This window comes from uncultured Microbulbifer sp. (assembly GCF_947489355.1).
In the GTDB taxonomy this organism is placed as follows: domain Bacteria; phylum Pseudomonadota; class Gammaproteobacteria; order Pseudomonadales; family Cellvibrionaceae; genus Microbulbifer.
Genome location: NZ_CANLDD010000052.1, coordinates 1 through 18,810, shown reverse-complemented (window position 1 = coordinate 18,810; position 18,810 = coordinate 1). Strand labels below are relative to the sequence as shown.

The following is an 18,810-nucleotide window of genomic DNA, read 5'->3' as shown; positions in this document are numbered from 1 at the left end:
CGTTTATAGCACAAGGAATCCGTTTTCTTCGATGGGAACGCCGATGTTGAGCCCAGATCGACACAAAATACGTTTTTTTGTGCTATTTCCGGGGGAAAATACGTTTGTCTGGCGCACAACTCCAAAATACGGGGAATCGCTGCCTGCAAGCGGCTGGATAGAGCGGAAAATGGGGAAAAGCGGAATGGAGGCAGCCCGACCAGCAACACCTTCGGCACATGATGTCACTGCTACCGTTGCTCCCTTCCGGGCCTGGCGGGGTTCGCAGTTTCTCATTGCGAAGGGACCGGAGGGGCCGCCACAACGATCCTCGGTACTCCCGAAGAGGGCGCGATTATAGAGGGATAAAGGCACGAGTTCCAGCCCCATCAGCAGGTTATAATACTCGCTGACAATCCCGCCCATGCAAAGAGTGATATATGCACCTGTTTGTCGACAATTTAATCAATATTGATTTCAGCTACCTGGACCGGCAGCGCGGCCTGGTGGGGGAAACCTGGCTGGCAAATACCACCTTGGATGGCGCTCTCGACAGCCAGGGTATGGTATGTGATTTTGGTATTGTCAAAAAAACCCTTCGTCACTGGCTCGATGACCAGCTCGACCACCGCCTCCTGGTGCCCACCCTGTCCCCCGACTTGGAGCTGGCAAACCACGGTGGCCAGATATCACTCATTTGGCCACTGGCCAGCGGAGAGCAAATTTCGGTGTCCGGCCCGGAACAAGCTTTTGCCCTGGTGGAAACAGAAAGCATTCACCCACAGGCGGTTGCAAACTGGAGTGTTCGGCAAATGGCGGGCGCCTTCCCGACCCATGTCGATCAGTTGAAGCTCTCCTTCGATAGCGAGACAATCGAGGGCGCCTTTTACCATTACAGTCACGGACTGAAAAAACATCTTGGCAACTGCCAGCGCATCGCCCACGGCCACCGTTCCCGTATCCAGGTTTTTGTCGGGGGCCAACGCAGCCGAGAACTGGAACAGCAATGGGCGCAACGCTGGAGGGATATCTATCTGGGCACGCGCGAGGATTTACAGGGGGAAGACCCAAAAACCTTACGTTTTGCCTATCAGGCGCAACAGGGGCGCTTCACCCTGGCGCTTCCCTCGCGCTGTTGTGTGGTCATTGACTGCGATACTACCGTCGAACAACTGGCCCAATATATTGCCAATACCCTGGCCGGGGAATTACCGGGCCAAGAAATTACTGTGCGCGCTTACGAGGGACTGGGCAAAGGGGCCATTGCCTCTGCACAACAATAAGCTGTGCTATCGCATATCCGAAGTGATTGCCTGCAACAAGTCGAGGCTACCCGATTTTGAACCTGATTGTTTTACAGGAAACGGATTTCATCAGCGCCGGACTTGTTCGCCTGACCGGTCGCAGGCTGGAACATATTATCCGGGTACACAAGGCCGAGCCCGGCCAGCGGCTGCGCGTTGGGCTATTAAATGGCGATATCGGCTTTGGGACAATCACCGCGCTCACCGACCAGCGTGTGGAACTCAAGGTGGAATTACAACACCCCCCTCCCCCTGCCCTGCCCCTGACTTTGGTTTTGGCGTTACCGCGCCCTAAGATGCTAAAGCGTGTTATTCAGCATGTCACAGCGCTGGGTGTGAAAAAGGTGATCCTGCTCAATAGCTACCGCGTGGAGAAGTCTTATTGGCAAACGCCCTGCCTCGAGCGGGACAAGATTCACAAACAATGCCTGCTGGGACTGGAACAGGCGATTGATACCCGAATGCCGGATATTATTCTGCGCAAACGCTTCAAGCCCTTTGTGGAGGATGAGCTGCCCGAACTGACAGCCGGCTCACGAAAATTGCTTGCCCACCCGGTAGGTGGTGCGCAGTGCCCTATTGATATCGATGAAACAACCACCCTGGCAATTGGCCCCGAGGGCGGCTTTATCCCCTATGAAGTGCAAAAACTACAGGAGGCCGGCTTTCACTCCGTGCATTTGGGGCCGCGTATTCTCAAAGTGGAAACGGTGCTGCCCGTACTGGTGAGCCGGCTGTTTCCCGCCCGCTAAATTCTGCTGACTTTCTTTCCCCGGATTGGGCGCAGAATTGCCGCCAAGAGAAACACGCGTTATTCAATCCCCTTCCAGGAGGATTTCCGCTGCACTTTTTGACATACCTACAATCAACATTTCATCATTTTGTCACAAAAAGGACATACTTTTCGCCCTCGTTTTACTGCCTTAAGGTCAAACTGTTATGTACCTGCTCCTTCACCGGTTGTGCCGCACATTGATACTGTCATTCGGGCTGACGCTGACCTCCGCAGCCTCAACGGAATCCCCTGCTTTCGGCCCAAACACCACCGGTCTCTTATTTACCCTGCACGGCTCCAACACCATTGGGGCTCAACTGGCACCCAATCTGATTCGCGACTATCTTGCCGCAAAAGGTGCACGAAACATCCGTTCCACGCCGCTCAGCACAATCAACGAGCTACGTATTCAGGCGGATCTTGGAAACCAGAAAGTTTTTATTGATATTGCTGCGCACGGTTCCAGCACCGGTTTCAAAGGGCTTGAACAGTCACAAGCAGACATCGCCATGGCCTCCCGGCCAATCAAGGCCTCGGAATTGGTATCATTAAGCCGGCTTGGGGATATGCGCAGCAAGCGTGCAGAACATGTTATTGCCATTGATGGCATTGCCATTATTGTGCATCCGGACAATCCAGTGAAACACCTGACCTTGCAGCAAATTGCGGCGGTTTTCTCCGGTGAGATTACCAATTGGTCTCAAGTCGGTGGGCACCGCGGCCACATCAAAGTTTACGCCCGTGACAACCAGTCCGGCACCTGGGACACGTTTAAATCCCTGGTATTTGGTAAGGGTTACAGCCTGATTGAAAACGCCGAACGATTCGAATCCAACGACCAGCTCTCCGACAGGGTTGCCGCCGACCTAACCGGAATCGGATTTGTCGGATTGGCATCGATTCGCCACGCCAGAGCCATCGCTGTTTCCGATCAGGACACCCAGCCCCAAGCCCCACAGCATCTCACCATCGCAACCGAAGACTACCCCCTTTCACGCCGCCTGTTTCTGTACACCCCGGCTTATTCCCTTAAACCGACAGCAGAGGAGTTTCTGCACTTTGTGCAGAGCGAGGCGGGCCAGGAGCAAGTAAAAACCACCGGTTTTATCTCCCAAACCCCTATCAGCATCAAACCCGCAAGCACGCGGGAAGGCCCTGAGAATTATCTTGCATTGACCCAAAAAGCCGAGCGCCTGAGTGTCAACTTCCGCTTTGCAAAGGGTAGCGCCACCCTGGACAATAAAGCACAACAGGATATCCAGAGGCTGACGGAGTATATGCAAAAGCCGCAAAACCGGGATCGCCAATTATTGTTGATCGGTTTTGGGGATGAGAAGGCCAGTGCAGAGCGCTCTGTTGTATTGTCTAAACTTCGTGCGGTAACAGTTCGCTCCGCACTTCACCACCACCGGATCAACACAGCACCGGTACAGGGGTTTGGCGCCTACCTACCTGTCGTCTCAAATAAATCCAAGGCAAAAATCAAAAACCGCAGGGTAGAAGTTTGGCTGCTTTAACCATTCACTGGTGGGCTCCCCTGGCAAAAAGAAAATCCCCGGCAACACAACCTGACTGACTTGAATCAATCACCCAGGACAGTAAAAACCAACGCTTCAACCCTATTACAAAAAAAGCCGCGTAAAAACGCGGCTATCCATCGATGGCCGTAGAGCCATCAGGTCTCACAGAGAGGAACGCCGTAAAAGCGCTCCGGGGAAAACACCCGCACAAAACTAACAGGCGCGTTACTGCCCTGTTGTTCAAAAGGCGGCTGCAAGGCAGCCGCAAATTGATCAGGCGACAGCTTCTTGTCTCTGGGCCATTTTTTGCAGAGCCAGTTTCGGATCTACATACTCGTAGCCCAGTACATCGGCAACCGCTTTGTAAGTCACCATGCCAGCGTGCACGTTCAAACCTTCCAGCAGGTTGGCATCGTCCAGCAGCGCCTGTTTCGCACCCTTGTTGGCCAGCGCTACCGCAAAAGGCAGCGTGGCATTATTCAGCGCCATAGTGGAGGTGCGCGCAACGCCGCCGGGCATATTGGCCACACAGTAGTGCACGACACCATCCACCACGTAAGTGGGCTCCTGGTGAGTGGTCGCCTTGGAGGTCTCGAAGCAGCCGCCCTGGTCAATGGCCACATCCACGACAACAGCACCTTTTTTCATGCGGCTGATCATATCGCGTGTCAACAATTTGGGCGCTGCAGCTCCCGGGATGAGGACCGCACCCACCACCAGGTCTGCTTCCAGAGCATGTTGTTCAATAGCATCGCTGGTGGAGTACTCAGTGCGCACAGCACCACCAAAGATATCATCCAGCTGGCGCAGGCGGGGCAGGGAGCGATCCAAAATAGTGACATCAGCGCCCAAGCCCAGCGCCATTTTGGCCGCGTTGGTCCCTACAACCCCGCCTCCGATAATCAGGACTCTGGCAGGAGCCACACCGGGTACACCGCCCAACAGCACTCCGAGGCCACCCTGCGCTTTCTCCAGGTGGTGGGCGCCACACTGCACGGACATACGCCCGGCAACTTCGGACATAGGTGCCAGCAACGGCAGGCCGCCGAAGCGGTCGGTGACCGTTTCGTAAGCGATACAGGTAGCACCGGACTTCACCAGCAATTCGGTTTGCTTGGGGTCGGGTGCCAGGTGCAGATAGGTGTAGAGTAACTGACCCGGACGCAGCATCTCGCACTCATTGGGCTGCGGCTCTTTGACCTTGACGATCATATCGGCAGTGGCAAAAATTTCCTCCGCAGTATCGAGGATTTCGGCTCCAACCTGCAGGTACATTGCATCGGTAAAACCGATCGCAGCGCCGCCGCCCTTCTGTACAATAACCCGGTGGCCGTGACCAACCAGTTCGCGCGCACTCGCTGGCGTCAGGCCAATGCGGTATTCATGGTTCTTAATTTCTTTCGGCACGCCAATCAGCATTTTTCTGCTCCTCACTCTCTCTGGTACACGCTCTGCAACATTGCAAAAGGGGCACCTTATTCCTATGTTTAACCCAGTATAGAGCCACCCATGAAGTGGATTTCTGTTGTTTTTTTTTAAAAAATAATAGAATCCACTAATAGTCTTGAAGAAGAGCTCAGTTTTTAAGCTGATCACCCAGGAGGGAGGCAGAGGCATGCGCAAACGCGCTGGAGAACTCAATACCGTGGACCGCAATATCCTGCGGGTTCTGCAGAAAAACGGCCGCACCAGCTACGCAGAACTGGCCCGCCAGGTGGGGTTGACGGCCACACCCTGTGTTGAACGGGTCAGGCGGCTGGAAAGCGATGGCGTCATTCAAGGATACACTGCCCTGATCAACCCGGAGTTTCTGGATGCGGCACTGGTGGTTTTCGTACAAATCCGCCTCAACCGCTCTGCCCAGGATGCCTTCGAGGAATTTCGCAACGCTGTGGCTGCACTGCCGGAGGTGCAGGAGTGCTATCTGGTTTCAGGTAACTTCGACTACCTGATCAAGGCCCGTGTGGCAGATATGAGCGCCTATCGCAAATTTTATGGCGAGACCCTGCTGACTTTACCAGAGGTTCAGGAATGCACCAGCTATGTCGTAATGGAGGAGGTCAAGGAGACTCTGGAAGTGCCGGTACACTACAATCGCTGATGTAAAGGCTCCCGAAGCCTGCAAAGAGTCTGCGGATATAGGCGATGGCCTTGGGCCTGCCCTGAGACCAGGCTGCCTCTTTTTTATGGAGGGCGGGCGTCAGTAGCGAATGCCAAGTTTTCGATAAATAAACGCAATAACCCAGGCCGGCCCGATCAGCAAAAATTGGAGATCCTTAAAAAAGGCTGGCTTTTTCCCTTCGATAGCATGGCCGACAAACTGAAAGATCCACATCACCACAAACAGACCCAAGGCTGTCTGCCAGACGGAAATACCCAAACGCTGCAGCAAAGACCAGGCCCACAGGCAGACAACCGTAAGCGCCGTCATGCCCAGCGCAATAGGGAAAGACAGGGCGACATAAAACAGCAACACCGGCACTGTGGCTACAACGGCCCAGTTCAGCCAGGGAATCGCCGTCATAAATTGCGGTTGCGGAATGGCCCACAAGAGACCCGTAATTGCTGCGTAAATCACCGGTACCGCAAACCAGTGTATGGATTTGTTGACGGGATTCTGGTGGCTCTCACCGTATTCGGCAAACCATTGCTGCACACTGCGCATGACAACCTCTTGTCCTTATTCTACTGCCGGGCTATTGATCACCCTCGACACTTTGGCCCTATCCCTCCCATGGCCCAAAATACCAGAAACGACCTGAAACACACTGTTCATCGCCGCACGTGCGCATCCAACTGGGCGTGATAGAGATCGGCTATCTCCTGATCAAAACAGCAAAAAACAATGCTCCGCGGCTCACACTCACCCCCGAGATGACGCTTTATCTGCTGAACAGCAATCTTCACTGCGAGCCTGGGAGGATAATCATAGATACCGCAGCTGATTGCGGGGAAGGCAATGGAGCGCATGTTTTCCCGTCGCGCCAGGGTCAGGCAGTGGCTGTAACAACTGGCCAGCAACTCCGATTCACCGAGGCGCCCGCCGCGCCAAACCGGCCCGACGGTATGGTAAATACGTTTTACGGGAATGGAAAAAGCACTGGTGGCACGGACCTCGCCGACCGGGCAGCCCCCGAGGTCGCGACAGACCCTAAGCAGCCTGGGGCCAGCTGCGCGGTGAATGGCTCCATCCACACCGCCCCCGCCGAGCAGGCGGGTATTGGCGGCATTGACGATGACATCGACATTGAGCCGGGTGATATCGCCGAGGTAAACTTCGATCACTCAGTATCTCCAACCGCTAATTGCATAAACGCTGCGGATGGAAATCCTTTTCTCTTCACAACAGCCGCGCCCTTGGTACAGGCACGCCCTTCAGCACAACTGGCTGGCTTGCGACCCATTCAGGGCGGAGTTGGCAAGCATTCACCCACCGGGTCACCCGAGCAGTCTCTTGTACTGTGAGGACACGGCTTGCGGGCATTTTGTCAGCGCGCTAACTATCAAGATAGCAGTTGTAGAAAAAATAAAACCCGGCAGCAGTTCATAGACTTCAAATAGTCCGCCGGACAACTGTTCCCAGACAACGACCGTCACGCCACCCACAATCACTCCGGCAATCGCGCCACTGCCGGTCATACGGGGCCAGTAGAGACTGATCAACAGGGTCGGGCCAAAGGCGGCGCCCAGCCCGGCCCAGGCATAACCCACCACATCCAGCACGTTGGAATCCTTGTCCATAGCGATCCACACCGCCACCAGCGACAGCGCCACAACCGCCCAACGCCCGACTTTGACCATCGCCTCCGGGCTGGTTTTGCGACCGAGCCAGACATGATAAATATCTTCTGCCAAAGCCGCGGAGGAAACCAGTAACTGGGAATCGGCAGTACTCATAATGGCAGAGAGAATCGCTGCCAACAGTATTCCGGCAACGATCGGGTGGAACAAAACCTGTACCAGTTCCATGAACACTTTTTCACCGTCGGGCAGGCCCTGTTGAATCTGCAGGTGGGCAATGAGGCCCACAGCCATGGCGCCCAGGAATCCGATCAGGGACCAGATTGCTGCCACGGTTGCCGCTGCGGGCACATCCTGCGGACTGCGCACAGCCATAAAGCGCGCCAGAATATGGGGCTGGCCGAAATAGCCAAGCCCCCAGGCCAGGGAACTTAAAATCGCCACCAGGCCCAGAGCCTGACCCGTACTGTCCGTCATCCAGTGTGTCAATTCCGGCACGCTTGCCTGCAATCTGCTCCAACTGTCTGCAAAACCCCCATGATCAGAGATCACCACCAGTGGCACAGCGATCAGCGCGACACTCATCAAAAGCCCCTGGAAGACATCGGTCCAGGACACCGCCAGAAAGCCGCCAAACAGCGTGTAGGAAATCACCGCCACGGCACCGGTAATGACTGCCCAGCGGTAATCCCAACCGAAGACCGCCTCAAATAATTTGCCGCCGGCAATCAGACCCGAGGCCACATAGAAAAGGAAAAACAGCAGAATGAAAGCGGCGCATACCGTGCGCAGATAGGGGTGCCCCATCCTGAAACGGCGATGGAGATAGGCCGGCACCGTCAGTGCATCGTCCAGCGCATAGGTATACACACGCAGCCGGCGCCCCATACTGACCCAGCTGAGCACAATGCCAGAAAAGAGGCCAATCGCAATCCAGCCGGCGGAAAGGCCGGCAGCATAGGCGGCGCCGGGCAGCCCCAGCAGGAGCCAGCCGCTCATATCGGAAGCCCCGGCAGACAGGGCCGCCACCGCCGGCGGCAAAGAGCGGCCGCCAAGGAAATAATCGCTGGCATTTTTGGTGCGCAGATAAGCGTAGGCACCGATCACCAGGATCAGGGCCAGGTAGGCAACAAAGGTTAGGGCAATGAGCCACTGTGCGGGCATAGGGAGTTCCTTTTGCTCAAAGTGGAGTGGTGGCCAGAAAAGGCAAACTCTCTGACGCCCCGCTGGCTTTTCGGCACATTGCACTACGGAGTTGGCACCACTTCAGGAATCGTTATGTTTATTTCGCGTAAATCTACCCATTAGGTGGCGCCAACTCAATCCATAAACTAAATATTGAGGACACCTACAGAAAAAAGACAACACTATGGGCATCTGTCTGGACGAGTTGCGCCTCCAGGTCATCCGTCCGACCCTGCAACACCTGAGAGCCTGGAACCTGGGCATGGAAAATCTCCTGCTGGGAACGGCCGCACAGGAGTCACAACTGGGTTTTCATCTCAAGCAGGGACGGCGCCATGGATTGGGCATCTATCAAATCCAACCGCATACGCACCGGGAGATCTGGGATCACTACCTGATTGATTATCCTCCACTGGCCTCCAAGGTACGCGGTCTCGCCAGCCAGCGGGACTTCCTCGATCACCCACACAGCGAACTTACCACCAACCTCCGCTACGCCACGGCGATCGCCTGGCTGATCTATCGCTCTGCCGATGTGCATAAAATCGAGGAGGCGGACGCCGCCAATGTCACCCTGATGGCGCAGCTCTGGCACCAGCACTTCCATCACGGTCCCAGTGCCACAACCCAGGATTTCGAATGCAGCTACGCCCAACTGGTGAGCGGTGCCGACCCTACAGATTCCGCGCCTCGATATGCTGGGGCACAACTTCCCGCGCATCCTCCGGCACCCAGGAATTCACCCGGCAGCGGTGGTCTGAATGGTCGCGGCGCCCGGCAGCCGACAGCGTAGAACGGTCCAGCGCCAGGCTTTTAAAGTCGTAGAGCTCCCTGTCCGCCAGTTGTGATGGGGATACCCTTGTCAACGCCGCAAAGATGTTTTCGCAGCGCCCGGGATATTTCCCATCCCATTCCCGCACCATCTGCTTGATCGCCTGCCGCTGCAGGTTCTCCTGGCTGCCGCACAGGTTGCAGGGGATAATCGGGAAAGCCCGGTATCCGGCAAACCGGGCAATATCCGCTTCCCGGCAGTAGGCCAAGGGGCGGATCACGATATTGCGCCCGTCGTCGGCACGCAGTTTGGGGGGCATTGCCTTGAGCCTGCCGCCGTAAAACAGGTTCAGGAACAGCGTCTCGACGATATCGTCCTTGTGATGGCCCAGCGCCACCTTGGTGGCACCTATTTTCTCGGCGAAACCGTACAGGGTACCGCGGCGCAATCGGGAGCAGAGGCTGCAGGTCGTCTTGCCCTCGGGCACCACTTCCCGCACCACCGAATAGGTGTCTTTCTCCACGATATGGTGCGGCACCCCCAGAGAGCGCAAGTACTCCGGCAGGATATGCTCCGGAAAGCCCGGCTGCTTCTGGTCCATATTCACCGCCACCAGCTCAAACGCCACCGGTGCGGTTTTCTGCAGGTTCAGCAGGATATCCAGCATGGCATAGGAATCCTTACCACCGGACAGGCAGACCATAATTTTGTCGCCCGCTTCAATCATATTGAAGTCGGCGATGGCGCGACCCACCTGGCGGCGCAGGCGTTTCTGAAGCTTGTTGAATTCGAGCCGCTCGCGGCGGTTATCCAATGCGGACATGGTGTCTCTCTGACCTGACTAATTCACTACCGATGACCGGGCTGCGATCCCCGTATCGCGTCAACAGGGTCCCTGTGCGCTTTCAGTATCCGGGGGCGCGATTGTACGCATTTCGATCACGGAGTACACGACCCGTCTTTGCCGCTCTCTGCCAGCAGGGATTCGACACAGGGCCAAACGTGTTCCAACAGTGCCGGCTGGGCCTTGGCGGTAGGGTGGATACCATCGGACTGCATGGCACCCTCCCGCAGGGCCACCGTCTCCAGAAAGAAGGGTACCAACGCCACCTGCTCGGCTTTTGCCACTCTGGGGTAGACGGCGGCAAATGCATTGGTATAGGCGCGGCCGTAGTTGGGGGGGATCCGCATCCCCAATAACAATACCTCGGTGCCGGCGTCCTTCGCCAGTTTCACCATGGCCTGCAGATTGCGCTGCAGGGTCTGCGGTGGGTAGCCCCGCAGGCCGTCGTTGCCACCCAATTCCACAATCAGCCAGCGCGGGCTGTGCGCCTGCATCAGGCGCGGCAGGCGGGTCAAACCACCGGAGGTGGTCTCGCCGCTGATGCTGGCATTGACCACCCTGACGGGCCTGCCGCGCTCCTGCAAGCGCTCCTGCAGCAGCTGCACCCAGCCCCGCGCCTCATCGATACCATAGGCCGCACTGATACTGTCACCCAATACCAGCAGGGTCTCCGAACTGTTCGCGCGGGTGATCCCCGCAGGGACAGACAGCAGCAATATCAAGCCGAATTGAGCCAGCAACCGCAAAAAAAAGGCTGTCGTCATGTCATACTCTCCAAAAACGTGTCAATCCGCAAAGGCAACACAGTATGTCCGCCATTCTCACGGCTGAAAACCTGTATCACAGAGTTCCCACCAGCGAAGGGCCACTGACCCTATTAAACAATATCTCCCTGCAACTGGCGCGCGGGGAAAGCCTTGCGGTGACGGGTGCCTCGGGCTCCGGCAAATCCACCCTGCTCGGTCTGCTGGCGGGGCTGGACAAGCCCAGTGAAGGCAGAATCTGGCTGGCGGGTGAAGAGATCACCGCGATGGACGAGGAGCGGCGCGCGGCCCTGCGCGCCCGCTGTGTGGGCTTTGTGTTTCAGACTTTCCAGCTGCTTCCCGGACTCACTGCTCTGGAAAATGTCATGCTGCCCAGTGAATTGCACGGGGAACGCGGCGCTGCCAAGCGCGCGCAGGAATTTCTGGCACGGGTCGGCCTTGAGCACCGGCTGCGTCACTACCCCCGCCAGCTTTCGGGCGGTGAGCAGCAGCGCGTTGCCATCGCGCGCGCTTTCGCCAGCTTCATCGCCGACGATGCCATCCTCTTTGCCGACGAGCCCACCGGCAGCCTTGACGCGGGCAATGGCGCCAGAATCATCGACTTGTTGTTCAAGCTCAACGCCGAATCCAGTACCACACTGGTACTGATCACCCATGAACGACGACTGGCCGAGCGCTGTGTCGGGCACCTGTATATGGCCGCCGGGTGTGCAGAGCAGAGCGCATCGGTATCTAATGAAAGCAATCTACCGGAGGAATCCGCCTGATGCTGCCACTGCGACTCCTCTTCAGGGACTGGCGCGGTGGCGAGCTGGCCCTGATCGCCAGTGCCCTGGTACTGGCGGTGACCTGTGTCACCGCCATCGCCCACTTCACCGACCGCCTGACCCGCGCCATGGAACAGCAGTCCCTCAGCTTCCTGGCCGCGGAGCGGGTTCTGCGCAGCAGCCAGCCGGTCGACCCGGCCTGGCTCGGTGAGGCGAAAGCGCGGGGACTGACGCAGGGGCAGACCATCCAGTTTGCCTCGATGATTTCCGCCAACGACCAGTTCCAGTTTGTCTCGGTAAAGGCCGCGGACGGGGGCTATCCCCTGGTGGGCCACCTGGAGATGCGCCGGGCCCAGGACGCCCCGAGTGAAACTGCCCAACAGGGCCCGCCTCCGGGGGAGACATGGGTAGAGCCCCGCCTGTTGCCCCTGTTGGGGATCACCCTGGGAGACGCCATCGACCTGGGGGACACGCAGCTCAAAGTGACGGGGCTGTTGGAGCGGGAACCGGACCGGGGCACCAGCCTGTTTGATATGGGTGCGCGGCTGCTGGTGCATGTCAATGACCTGCCGGCCTCCGGTGTTATCCAGCCCGGCAGCCGGGTGCGCTATCGCTACCTGTTTGCCGGTGACGGCCGGGTGCTGGAGCAGTATTTTGACTGGCTGAAACCCCAACTCACCGAGCACCAACGGGTTCTGGATCTGCGCGAGGGTCAGCCGCGCGTGGCCTCGGCCCTGAACCGTGCCGAGCGCTTCCTGTTTCTCGCAGCCAGCCTCGCCGTACTGCTGGCCAGTGTTGCCGTGGGCCTGGCCGCACGCCGCTACGGTTTGCGCCACGCTGCCTATGTAGCGGTCATGAAAAGTCTCGGTGCCGGACGCAACAAAGTCCTCACCATCTACCTGGGACAACTGGCCGCCCTCACTCTGATCGCCACTGCCATAGGCCTGGCCCTGGGCAGCGTTATCCAGGCCCAGGTGGTCAACCTGATGGCCGGCTTCTTCCCGGTGCTGCCGCCGCCCAGTCACTGGAGTCCGCTGCTGGTGGGGCTGGCCACCGGTTTCGCCTGCGCCCTCGGTTTTGCCCTGCCGCCCCTGTTCCGCCTGGCGCGCACCGACCCCATGCAGACACTGCGCAAGGATTGGAGCAACCCCGATCAGCGGGAGTGGCTGGGACTGATCCTCGGCCCAAGTGCCATGCTGCTGTTGATCTGGTGGCTGTCGGGCAGCCTGGCCATGACCCTGGCACTGCTCGCCGGTATGGGGCTGCTGGTAGGCGGCAGCGCCCTGGTCAACCAGCTGCTGGTGCATGGCAAGCTCGCCGCCCTCGGTGGTGCCTGGCGCATCGCCCTGGGCAGCCTGCAGCGCCGCGCCGCCTTCAACACCCTTCTGATCGCCGCCTTTGGCACCGGCCTGCTGGCGATGCTAGCCCTGATCTTTGCCCGCACCGCGCTGATCGACGAATGGCGCATGCAACTGCCAGAGAAGGCACCAAATCACTTCCTGCTGAATATCACCCCCACCGATATAGGTGGACTGCAGCAGATACTGGATAAGAAAGGCGTCAGCAGTAGCGAATTTTACCCGATGGTGCGCGGCCGTCTGATCGCCATTAACGACATCCCCACAAAGGATCTCAAGGACCGTCCCAACGGTGTGCGGCGGGAACTCAACCTGAGCTGGACCGAAAACCTGGCGCCGGACAACCGTATCCTCGAAGGCGAGTGGTGGGACAAGGCCCGCAAAGGGGTTTCGGTAGAAGTGGAGCTGGCCGCGCAGCTCAATCTGGCCCTCGGCGACCGCCTGCGCTTTTCCATCGGCGGATTAGAGGTGGAAGCCCCGGTGGCCAGCTTCCGCTCCCTGGACTGGAACAGTATGCGCCCGAACTTCTATATGCTGTTCGCGCCGGGCACACTGGAGGGTTTCCCCGCCACCTATATCACCAGCTTTTACCTGCCCCCGCAAGACAAGCTGCTGGTCAACGACCTGGTACGCAGCTACCCCAGTGTCAGCGTGATAGAGCTGGACAAGATTATCCTGCGGATCCGCGACACCATCGGCCAGGTGTCTTTCGCCATCGAATCGGTGATGGCGTTGATGCTGGTCGCCGGGGTGCTGGTACTGATTGCCGGAGTGCGCGCCAGTATCGCCGAGCGTTTGCAGGAGGCGGCAATTATCCGCACACTGGGTGGGCGCAGGCGCCTGCTGGTGAAAAGCCTGGTGCTGGAGTTCGGCCTGCTCGGCTGTGCCGCCGGCCTGCTCGCCGCCATCGGCGCCGAGGCCACCCTGTTGGTACTGTCGCACAGGGTTTTCGAGCTGCCCCTGGTACTACACCCCACTCTGTGGTTGCTGGGTCCGCTGGCTGGCGCCGTATTGGTGGGCACCGCCGGCACCCTGGCCTGTTACAGTTCGGTGCGCCAGCCACCACTGAAAGTGCTGCGGGAACTGGCCTGAACGCGTTAGAGTGGCCCGGCTGCTGGCCGTACTAAAGAGATAGAGCTGTTTATGGATCTGGAATTCGACCGCAACCATATCTGGCACCCCTACGCCTCTCTGCTCAACCCACCGCCGGTGTACCCGGTGGTGCGCGCTGAAGGGGTTAGGATCTTCCTGGAGGATGGCCGCGACCTGATCGATGGCATGTCGTCCTGGTGGAGTGCCCTGCATGGCTACAATGTGCCCGAGCTGAATCATGCCTTGCGCGCGCAGATGGAGCAGATGTCCCATGTGATGTTTGGCGGTCTCACCCACCAACCCGCCATTGCACTGTGCAAGAAACTGGTGGAAATCACCCCACCGGAACTCAACCGGGTATTTCTCGCCGATTCCGGCTCGGTCTCTGTGGAAGTGGCGATCAAGATGGCACTGCAGTTTTGGCATGCCCAAGGCAAACCGAACAAGAACAAACTGCTGGCCCTGCGCAACGGCTATCACGGCGATACCTTTGGGGCCATGGCAACCTGTGATCCTGTCACCGGTATGCACCACCTGTTTGCCGGACAACTGAACCAGCACCTGTTCGCCCCCGCCCCCCGGACCCCATTCGGCCAGCCCTGTTCCGATGAAGACATCGGCGAGTTGGAGAAATTGGTTGTACATAACCACGATGTACTGGCCGGGGTGATCCTGGAGCCCATTGTGCAGGGTGCCGGCGGTATGCGTTTTTACTCGGCGGACTACCTGCGCCGGGTAAAAGCACTCTGCGATGAATACGATCTGCTGCTCATCGCCGATGAAATCGCCACCGGCTTCGGTCGCAGCGGTCAACTGTTCGCCTGCGATCATGCCGCTATCAGCCCGGATATTCTCACCCTGGGCAAGGCCCTCACCGGTGGCACCCTGACCCTGGCCGCCGCCCTGTGCAGCGACCGTATTGCCGAGGGTATCTGTCACGGCGAGGCCGGGGTTTTTATGCACGGCCCCACCTTTATGGGCAACCCCCTGGCCTGCGCCGTGGCCAATGCCAGTATCGATTTATTGCTCAGCAGCCCCTGGCAGCAAAAGGTTGAAAGCATCGAGACCCAACTCAAAGCGCAGCTGGCAGCGCTCGAACAGGCAGAGGGCGTCGCGGACGTGCGCGCGCTCGGTGCCATCGGTGTAGTGGAAATGCGCGAGCCGGTGAATATGGCCAGGGTACAGGAGGCGTTGATCGAGCGCGGTGTCTGGCTACGCCCCTTTGGCAAGCTGGTCTATACCATGCCGCCGTATACTATTGCCGAAGCCGATCTTACCCAGCTGACTGCGTCGATGGTGGAAGTGCTCGGCGAAATGGCCTGATAGAAAAAATACGCCCGAGAAACCCTGTGCAACCCATACTCTCCGCAAACGACCTGGAATGCCGCTATGGTGACCGGGTCGTGATCGAATCCGTTTCCCTATCCCTGCAACCAGGGCAGATCGCCTGTTTATTGGGGCCGAGTGGATGTGGCAAAACCACGCTTCTCCAGGCAATTGCCGGCTTCCAGCCGCTTGTCAGCGGATCTATTACCCTGGAGGGAAAAACAATTTCCTCTGCAGGCGCCATGACACCTCCGGAGAAACGCAATATCGGCATGGTATTTCAGGATTACGCGCTGTTTCCGCATTTAAATCTTGCCGACAATGTGGCTTTTGGCATCCAGTCTCTCGGCGGGCAGGAGCGCCGGGAGCGCGTGGCGGAATTGCTGCAGCTGGTGCACCTGCAAGGATATGCCAAACAGTTTCCCCACCAGCTTTCCGGTGGGCAGCAACAGCGCGTTGCCCTGGCCCGCGCACTGGCACCGCGGCCGCGCCTTTTGCTGATGGATGAGCCCTTCTCCAACCTGGATACCGAACTGCGCCGCAGCCTCGCCGCGGAAGTGCGGCATATTTTGCGCGCACAGGGTACGCCGGCAATGATCGTGACCCACGACCGCAGTGAAGCATTTATTGCCGGCGATACCCTCGGGGTATTAAGCGGTGGGCAACTGCAGCAGTGGGATACACCCGAGCAGCTTTACCGCCATCCGGCCAATACTACCGTGGCGCGCATCGTCAGCGATGGCACCCTGTTCGAGGGCAGGGTTATCCACACAGGGCTCGCAGAAACCCAACTGGGCAGGCTTAAACTACCGCAAGAGGGTTTTACCGCTGGAGAACAAATACAGGTTTTTGTGCGCAGCGAAAATATCATACCAGGCGATCACCCGGATGCCGTCCTCGCCCATATTGTTGAGAAAAGCTTCCTCGGGGACCAGGCCATGTACAGGTTTCGCCTGCCCGGTGGAAACAGTTTCAGCACATCCCTAAAGGCTGCCCACCATTTCCCAATAGACAGCGCAGTGCCACTGCGCCTGTCCCGGCCCCTGGTTTTTACCGCCCACAACGAGGACTGATCGCCGTGATAAACTTTGCGGGCAGGATAGCGGACAAGTGGCTGCTCACTCACAGGGAATCACTTCGACATGCAAAATCAATCGCGCCTCCACATCGGCAGAGCGTAATGAAAACAGGCTGTCAGCGCCAACCACCGTGGCTACCGTATCGGCGCGGGCGATTAATGGTTCACCATTGCACTCAGAATAGTAGGCAAACACCGGATCATCATTCAAGAAGAAATTTTGAAACCCTGCACTGTTCCAGTTTGAATCATAGTTGGGGCCCTGGCTGCCAGAAAAAAAGTATTCCCTATGGAAGTTAATAAAAGAACCCTGCGCCGAAACTACCGTACCTCGCCAGTCAATATCTACAATCCCTACTGACAAACCGGGCTCAACACTGAGTGGTAGCGCAATATTACAGTCCGACAATGCTACTGGGTTGGCATCATTTGTAATGGCTCTATAGTTACTGAACAAGAGAACAACATTCTCATTATCATCAGTTGCGGTGGCTGTTACTGTGCCAGCCGGACAGCCTGAACCGTTCACAACAATAGGCCCCACCTCTATTTCATGCCCATTAATTACCACCGCTTTACTGACGACATTACTTGAAAACAACAAACATAAAACAGATAGGATTACTTTATTGAACATTTTCTTCTCCATATTGATTAAATGAAATTACACTCCATCCTCCCCTAAAGAATGCAAACTTCTACGGTATACGGCAAAACTACAGATAACGAAAAGCATGATTACTGCTAAAAAATGCATTCAACTTTAATCCGGCATTACCCACAAGGGATAATATCCAAATGCAGAAGCAGCTTTGAATCCACATCAGCGGCTCGTAAAGAGAATAAGCTGTCCGCCCCGATGACGGTAGCCACCGTATCAGCTCGAGCAATCAATGGCTCTCCATCACAGCTTGAATAGTGCACAAAAGGTGGGCGATCATTTAATAAAAAATTCTCGAACCCAGCACTATTCCAGTTAAAGTCGTGGCTGGGACCCTCACTGCCGGAAAAGAAGTATTCGCGGTGGAAATTGATAAAGGATCCCAGCGCAGAAACAACCGTGCCACGCCAGTCAATATCCAGGATACCCACAGAAAAACCCGGATCAATACTTAATGGTATTGCAATATTGCAATCCGACTGGGCAATTGGGTTGGCAGCATTGGTAATTGCACTGTAGCTATTGAATAATATAGCCACTCTTGCGTTGTCTTCGCTTGCCGTCGCGGTTACCGTACCATCAGGGCAACCTGCACCATTGGCAGAAATAGGCCCTATTTCTATCTCATGACCATCTATAATGATGGTTTTTCCCATGGCAGCACATGAGAACAGTAAGCACAAAACAACTGGAAATACTCTAGTATACATTCATCTTCTCCGTTATTTTCAACCCACAGGATGTGGTATTCCAACAATATGATGGCGGTATACCCTACCGAAAAAGAACCCTAGACACTTCTTTCCCAGAACAGATTCACACTGCCGCAAGCTTCATGAATACACAATGGTAATCAGGGTATCGCCAACCGCGATTCCTGATATTTGTATATTTTACTATCAACCATACTGTTAAAAACTTGGTTATGAAACCTCTGCCAACCTGGATGAATTTTCGGTAGATTCTTTAGATAACCCAAAAATGCATTCTTATTAAATTCCACTGAACATTTCAACACCCTGACTACTTAAAGGCGCAATAATTGCCGGTTGTGCTTGAACCGGCACTTAGTTCCCCATTGCTGTTTTCGGTATGACTGTAATTCTATTATACTCATTTAAAAAACACTCTCGCATCGATCATTTTTCACCCTATTCTAAGCGAGTTTAATCGCCTAGAAGAAACGCAAAAATAAAATTTCAGTTTTGTTGCGTATTTTCAAGAGATTGATATATACCAACAGACACTCCACAAAAGCAAATAGGTTTATTGCACAATCAACTCAACGATACACCGGTTTCTTGGGGAGCAGCCTCCTTATCAAATCAATTTTTATATTTGAGATTTTATTTATACAAAAAATGAGAAACGCCAACTCGACAGGCAATGATGATGCTTTAGTTAAACTAGTTTACATGCGAAAATATAATCAATTTTATGAAATTATTGTTTCATAATTAAATTCAACAGAACCGTGAAGCCCATGTGATCCTACCCCCTTGAAGTGGTCCACCCGTATAATTAGGAGGCGGAGGACTCAAAATGGGAATCAAACATCATAAGCCGGAGAAGCATCAAACCCAGCTTACCGACGAGCTGGAGCGCAAGATCATCGCCCTGTTCGCCTTGGGCAACAGCTATCAG

The 18,810-nt window shown here is 56.3% G+C and carries 17 protein-coding genes and 1 other RNA gene; 9 read left to right on the top strand and 9 right to left on the bottom strand.

Going from position 1 to position 18,810, the window contains the following annotated elements:
* Nucleotides 1–194 precede the first annotated feature (194 nt).
* An RNA gene (gene ffs, locus Q1A48_RS16940) (signal recognition particle sRNA small type) lies at nucleotides 195–292 on the bottom strand.
* 127 nt (nucleotides 293–419) lie between these two features.
* Here ffs and Q1A48_RS16935 point away from each other — a divergent pair.
* The 3 genes from Q1A48_RS16935 (at nucleotide 420) to Q1A48_RS16925 (ending at nucleotide 3,575) form a co-directional block, all read left to right on the top strand.
* Nucleotides 420–1,262 (top strand): 6-carboxytetrahydropterin synthase, encoded by an 843-nt coding sequence (locus tag Q1A48_RS16935; RefSeq protein ID WP_299947300.1) that lies wholly within the window; start codon nucleotides 420–422, stop codon nucleotides 1,260–1,262.
* A gap of 56 nt (nucleotides 1,263–1,318) precedes the next feature.
* On the top strand, nucleotides 1,319–2,035 hold the full coding sequence (locus Q1A48_RS16930; RefSeq protein ID WP_299947297.1) for a 16S rRNA (uracil(1498)-N(3))-methyltransferase: 717 nt from the start codon (nucleotides 1,319–1,321) through the stop codon (nucleotides 2,033–2,035).
* Nucleotides 2,036–2,222: 187 nt separating this feature from the next.
* On the top strand, nucleotides 2,223–3,575 hold the full coding sequence (locus Q1A48_RS16925) for a phosphate ABC transporter substrate-binding/OmpA family protein (protein WP_299947295.1): 1,353 nt from the start codon (nucleotides 2,223–2,225) through the stop codon (nucleotides 3,573–3,575).
* A gap of 276 nt (nucleotides 3,576–3,851) precedes the next feature.
* Here Q1A48_RS16925 and ald read toward each other — a convergent pair whose 3' ends face one another.
* On the bottom strand, nucleotides 3,852–4,997 hold the full coding sequence (gene ald, locus Q1A48_RS16920; protein WP_299947293.1) for an alanine dehydrogenase: 1,146 nt from the start codon (nucleotides 4,995–4,997) through the stop codon (nucleotides 3,852–3,854).
* Nucleotides 4,998–5,193: 196 nt separating this feature from the next.
* Between ald and Q1A48_RS16915 the strand changes: the two genes are divergently transcribed.
* On the top strand, nucleotides 5,194–5,679 hold the full coding sequence (locus tag Q1A48_RS16915; protein WP_299947290.1) for an Lrp/AsnC ligand binding domain-containing protein: 486 nt from the start codon (nucleotides 5,194–5,196) through the stop codon (nucleotides 5,677–5,679).
* A gap of 99 nt (nucleotides 5,680–5,778) precedes the next feature.
* On the opposite strand, the gene Q1A48_RS16910 is transcribed toward Q1A48_RS16915, so the two are convergent.
* From Q1A48_RS16910 to putP, 3 genes are all read right to left on the bottom strand, one after another.
* Nucleotides 5,779–6,243 (bottom strand): Mpo1-like protein, encoded by a 465-nt coding sequence (locus tag Q1A48_RS16910; RefSeq protein WP_299947289.1) that lies wholly within the window; start codon nucleotides 6,241–6,243, stop codon nucleotides 5,779–5,781.
* 107 nt (nucleotides 6,244–6,350) lie between these two features.
* On the bottom strand, nucleotides 6,351–6,863 hold the full coding sequence (locus Q1A48_RS16905; protein WP_299947287.1) for a macro domain-containing protein: 513 nt from the start codon (nucleotides 6,861–6,863) through the stop codon (nucleotides 6,351–6,353).
* Between the two features lie 153 nt (nucleotides 6,864–7,016).
* Entirely contained in the window at nucleotides 7,017–8,483 is a 1,467-nt protein-coding gene (gene putP / locus Q1A48_RS16900) for a sodium/proline symporter PutP (protein ID WP_299947285.1), read from the bottom strand.
* Nucleotides 8,484–8,688: 205 nt separating this feature from the next.
* Here putP and Q1A48_RS16895 point away from each other — a divergent pair, with 205 nt between their 5' ends.
* Nucleotides 8,689–9,297 (top strand): hypothetical protein, encoded by a 609-nt coding sequence (locus tag Q1A48_RS16895; protein WP_299947282.1) that lies wholly within the window; start codon nucleotides 8,689–8,691, stop codon nucleotides 9,295–9,297.
* Here Q1A48_RS16895 and ttcA read toward each other — a convergent pair.
* Both ttcA and Q1A48_RS16885 read right to left on the bottom strand, forming a co-directional pair.
* A complete protein-coding gene (gene ttcA, locus Q1A48_RS16890) occupies nucleotides 9,179–10,099 on the bottom strand; it encodes a tRNA 2-thiocytidine(32) synthetase TtcA (RefSeq protein ID WP_299947279.1) in 921 nt (306 codons plus the stop codon). The two genes, Q1A48_RS16895 and ttcA, sit on opposite strands and share 119 nt — an antisense overlap.
* A gap of 116 nt (nucleotides 10,100–10,215) precedes the next feature.
* Nucleotides 10,216–10,884 carry an arylesterase gene (locus tag Q1A48_RS16885; protein WP_299947276.1) on the bottom strand — a complete coding sequence of 223 codons (669 nt, stop codon included), beginning with the start codon at nucleotides 10,882–10,884 and terminating at the stop codon, nucleotides 10,216–10,218.
* Nucleotides 10,885–10,928: 44 nt separating this feature from the next.
* Here Q1A48_RS16885 and Q1A48_RS16880 point away from each other — a divergent pair, with 44 nt between their 5' ends.
* From Q1A48_RS16880 to Q1A48_RS16865, 4 genes are read left to right on the top strand one after another with little or no spacing between them, the layout of a single operon-like run.
* Complete coding sequence (locus tag Q1A48_RS16880) at nucleotides 10,929–11,651, top strand: ABC transporter ATP-binding protein (protein WP_299947273.1); 723 nt, start codon at nucleotides 10,929–10,931, stop codon at nucleotides 11,649–11,651.
* Nucleotides 11,651–14,101, top strand: coding sequence for an FtsX-like permease family protein (locus Q1A48_RS16875; protein WP_299947271.1), 2,451 nt, complete (start codon nucleotides 11,651–11,653; stop codon nucleotides 14,099–14,101). Before Q1A48_RS16880 ends, Q1A48_RS16875 begins: the two co-directional genes overlap by 1 nt.
* Before the next feature lie 51 nt (nucleotides 14,102–14,152).
* On the top strand, nucleotides 14,153–15,424 hold the full coding sequence (gene bioA / locus Q1A48_RS16870) for an adenosylmethionine--8-amino-7-oxononanoate transaminase (RefSeq protein ID WP_299947269.1): 1,272 nt from the start codon (nucleotides 14,153–14,155) through the stop codon (nucleotides 15,422–15,424).
* A 26-nt stretch (nucleotides 15,425–15,450) separates the two neighbouring features.
* Entirely contained in the window at nucleotides 15,451–16,500 is a 1,050-nt protein-coding gene (locus tag Q1A48_RS16865) for an ABC transporter ATP-binding protein (RefSeq protein ID WP_299947267.1), read from the top strand.
* 45 nt (nucleotides 16,501–16,545) lie between these two features.
* Here the strand turns inward: Q1A48_RS16865 and Q1A48_RS16860 are convergent, their stop codons facing one another.
* Both Q1A48_RS16860 and Q1A48_RS16855 read right to left on the bottom strand, forming a co-directional pair.
* The gene (locus Q1A48_RS16860; protein WP_299947265.1) at nucleotides 16,546–17,142 is read right to left on the bottom strand and encodes a DUF4360 domain-containing protein; all 597 of its coding nucleotides are present in this window, start codon (nucleotides 17,140–17,142) and stop codon (nucleotides 16,546–16,548) included.
* A 137-nt stretch (nucleotides 17,143–17,279) separates the two neighbouring features.
* Nucleotides 17,280–17,876: a DUF4360 domain-containing protein gene (locus Q1A48_RS16855; RefSeq protein ID WP_299947262.1), complete on the bottom strand. Its 597-nt coding sequence runs from the start codon at nucleotides 17,874–17,876 to the stop codon at nucleotides 17,280–17,282.
* Nucleotides 17,877–18,810: the final 934 nt, after the last annotated feature.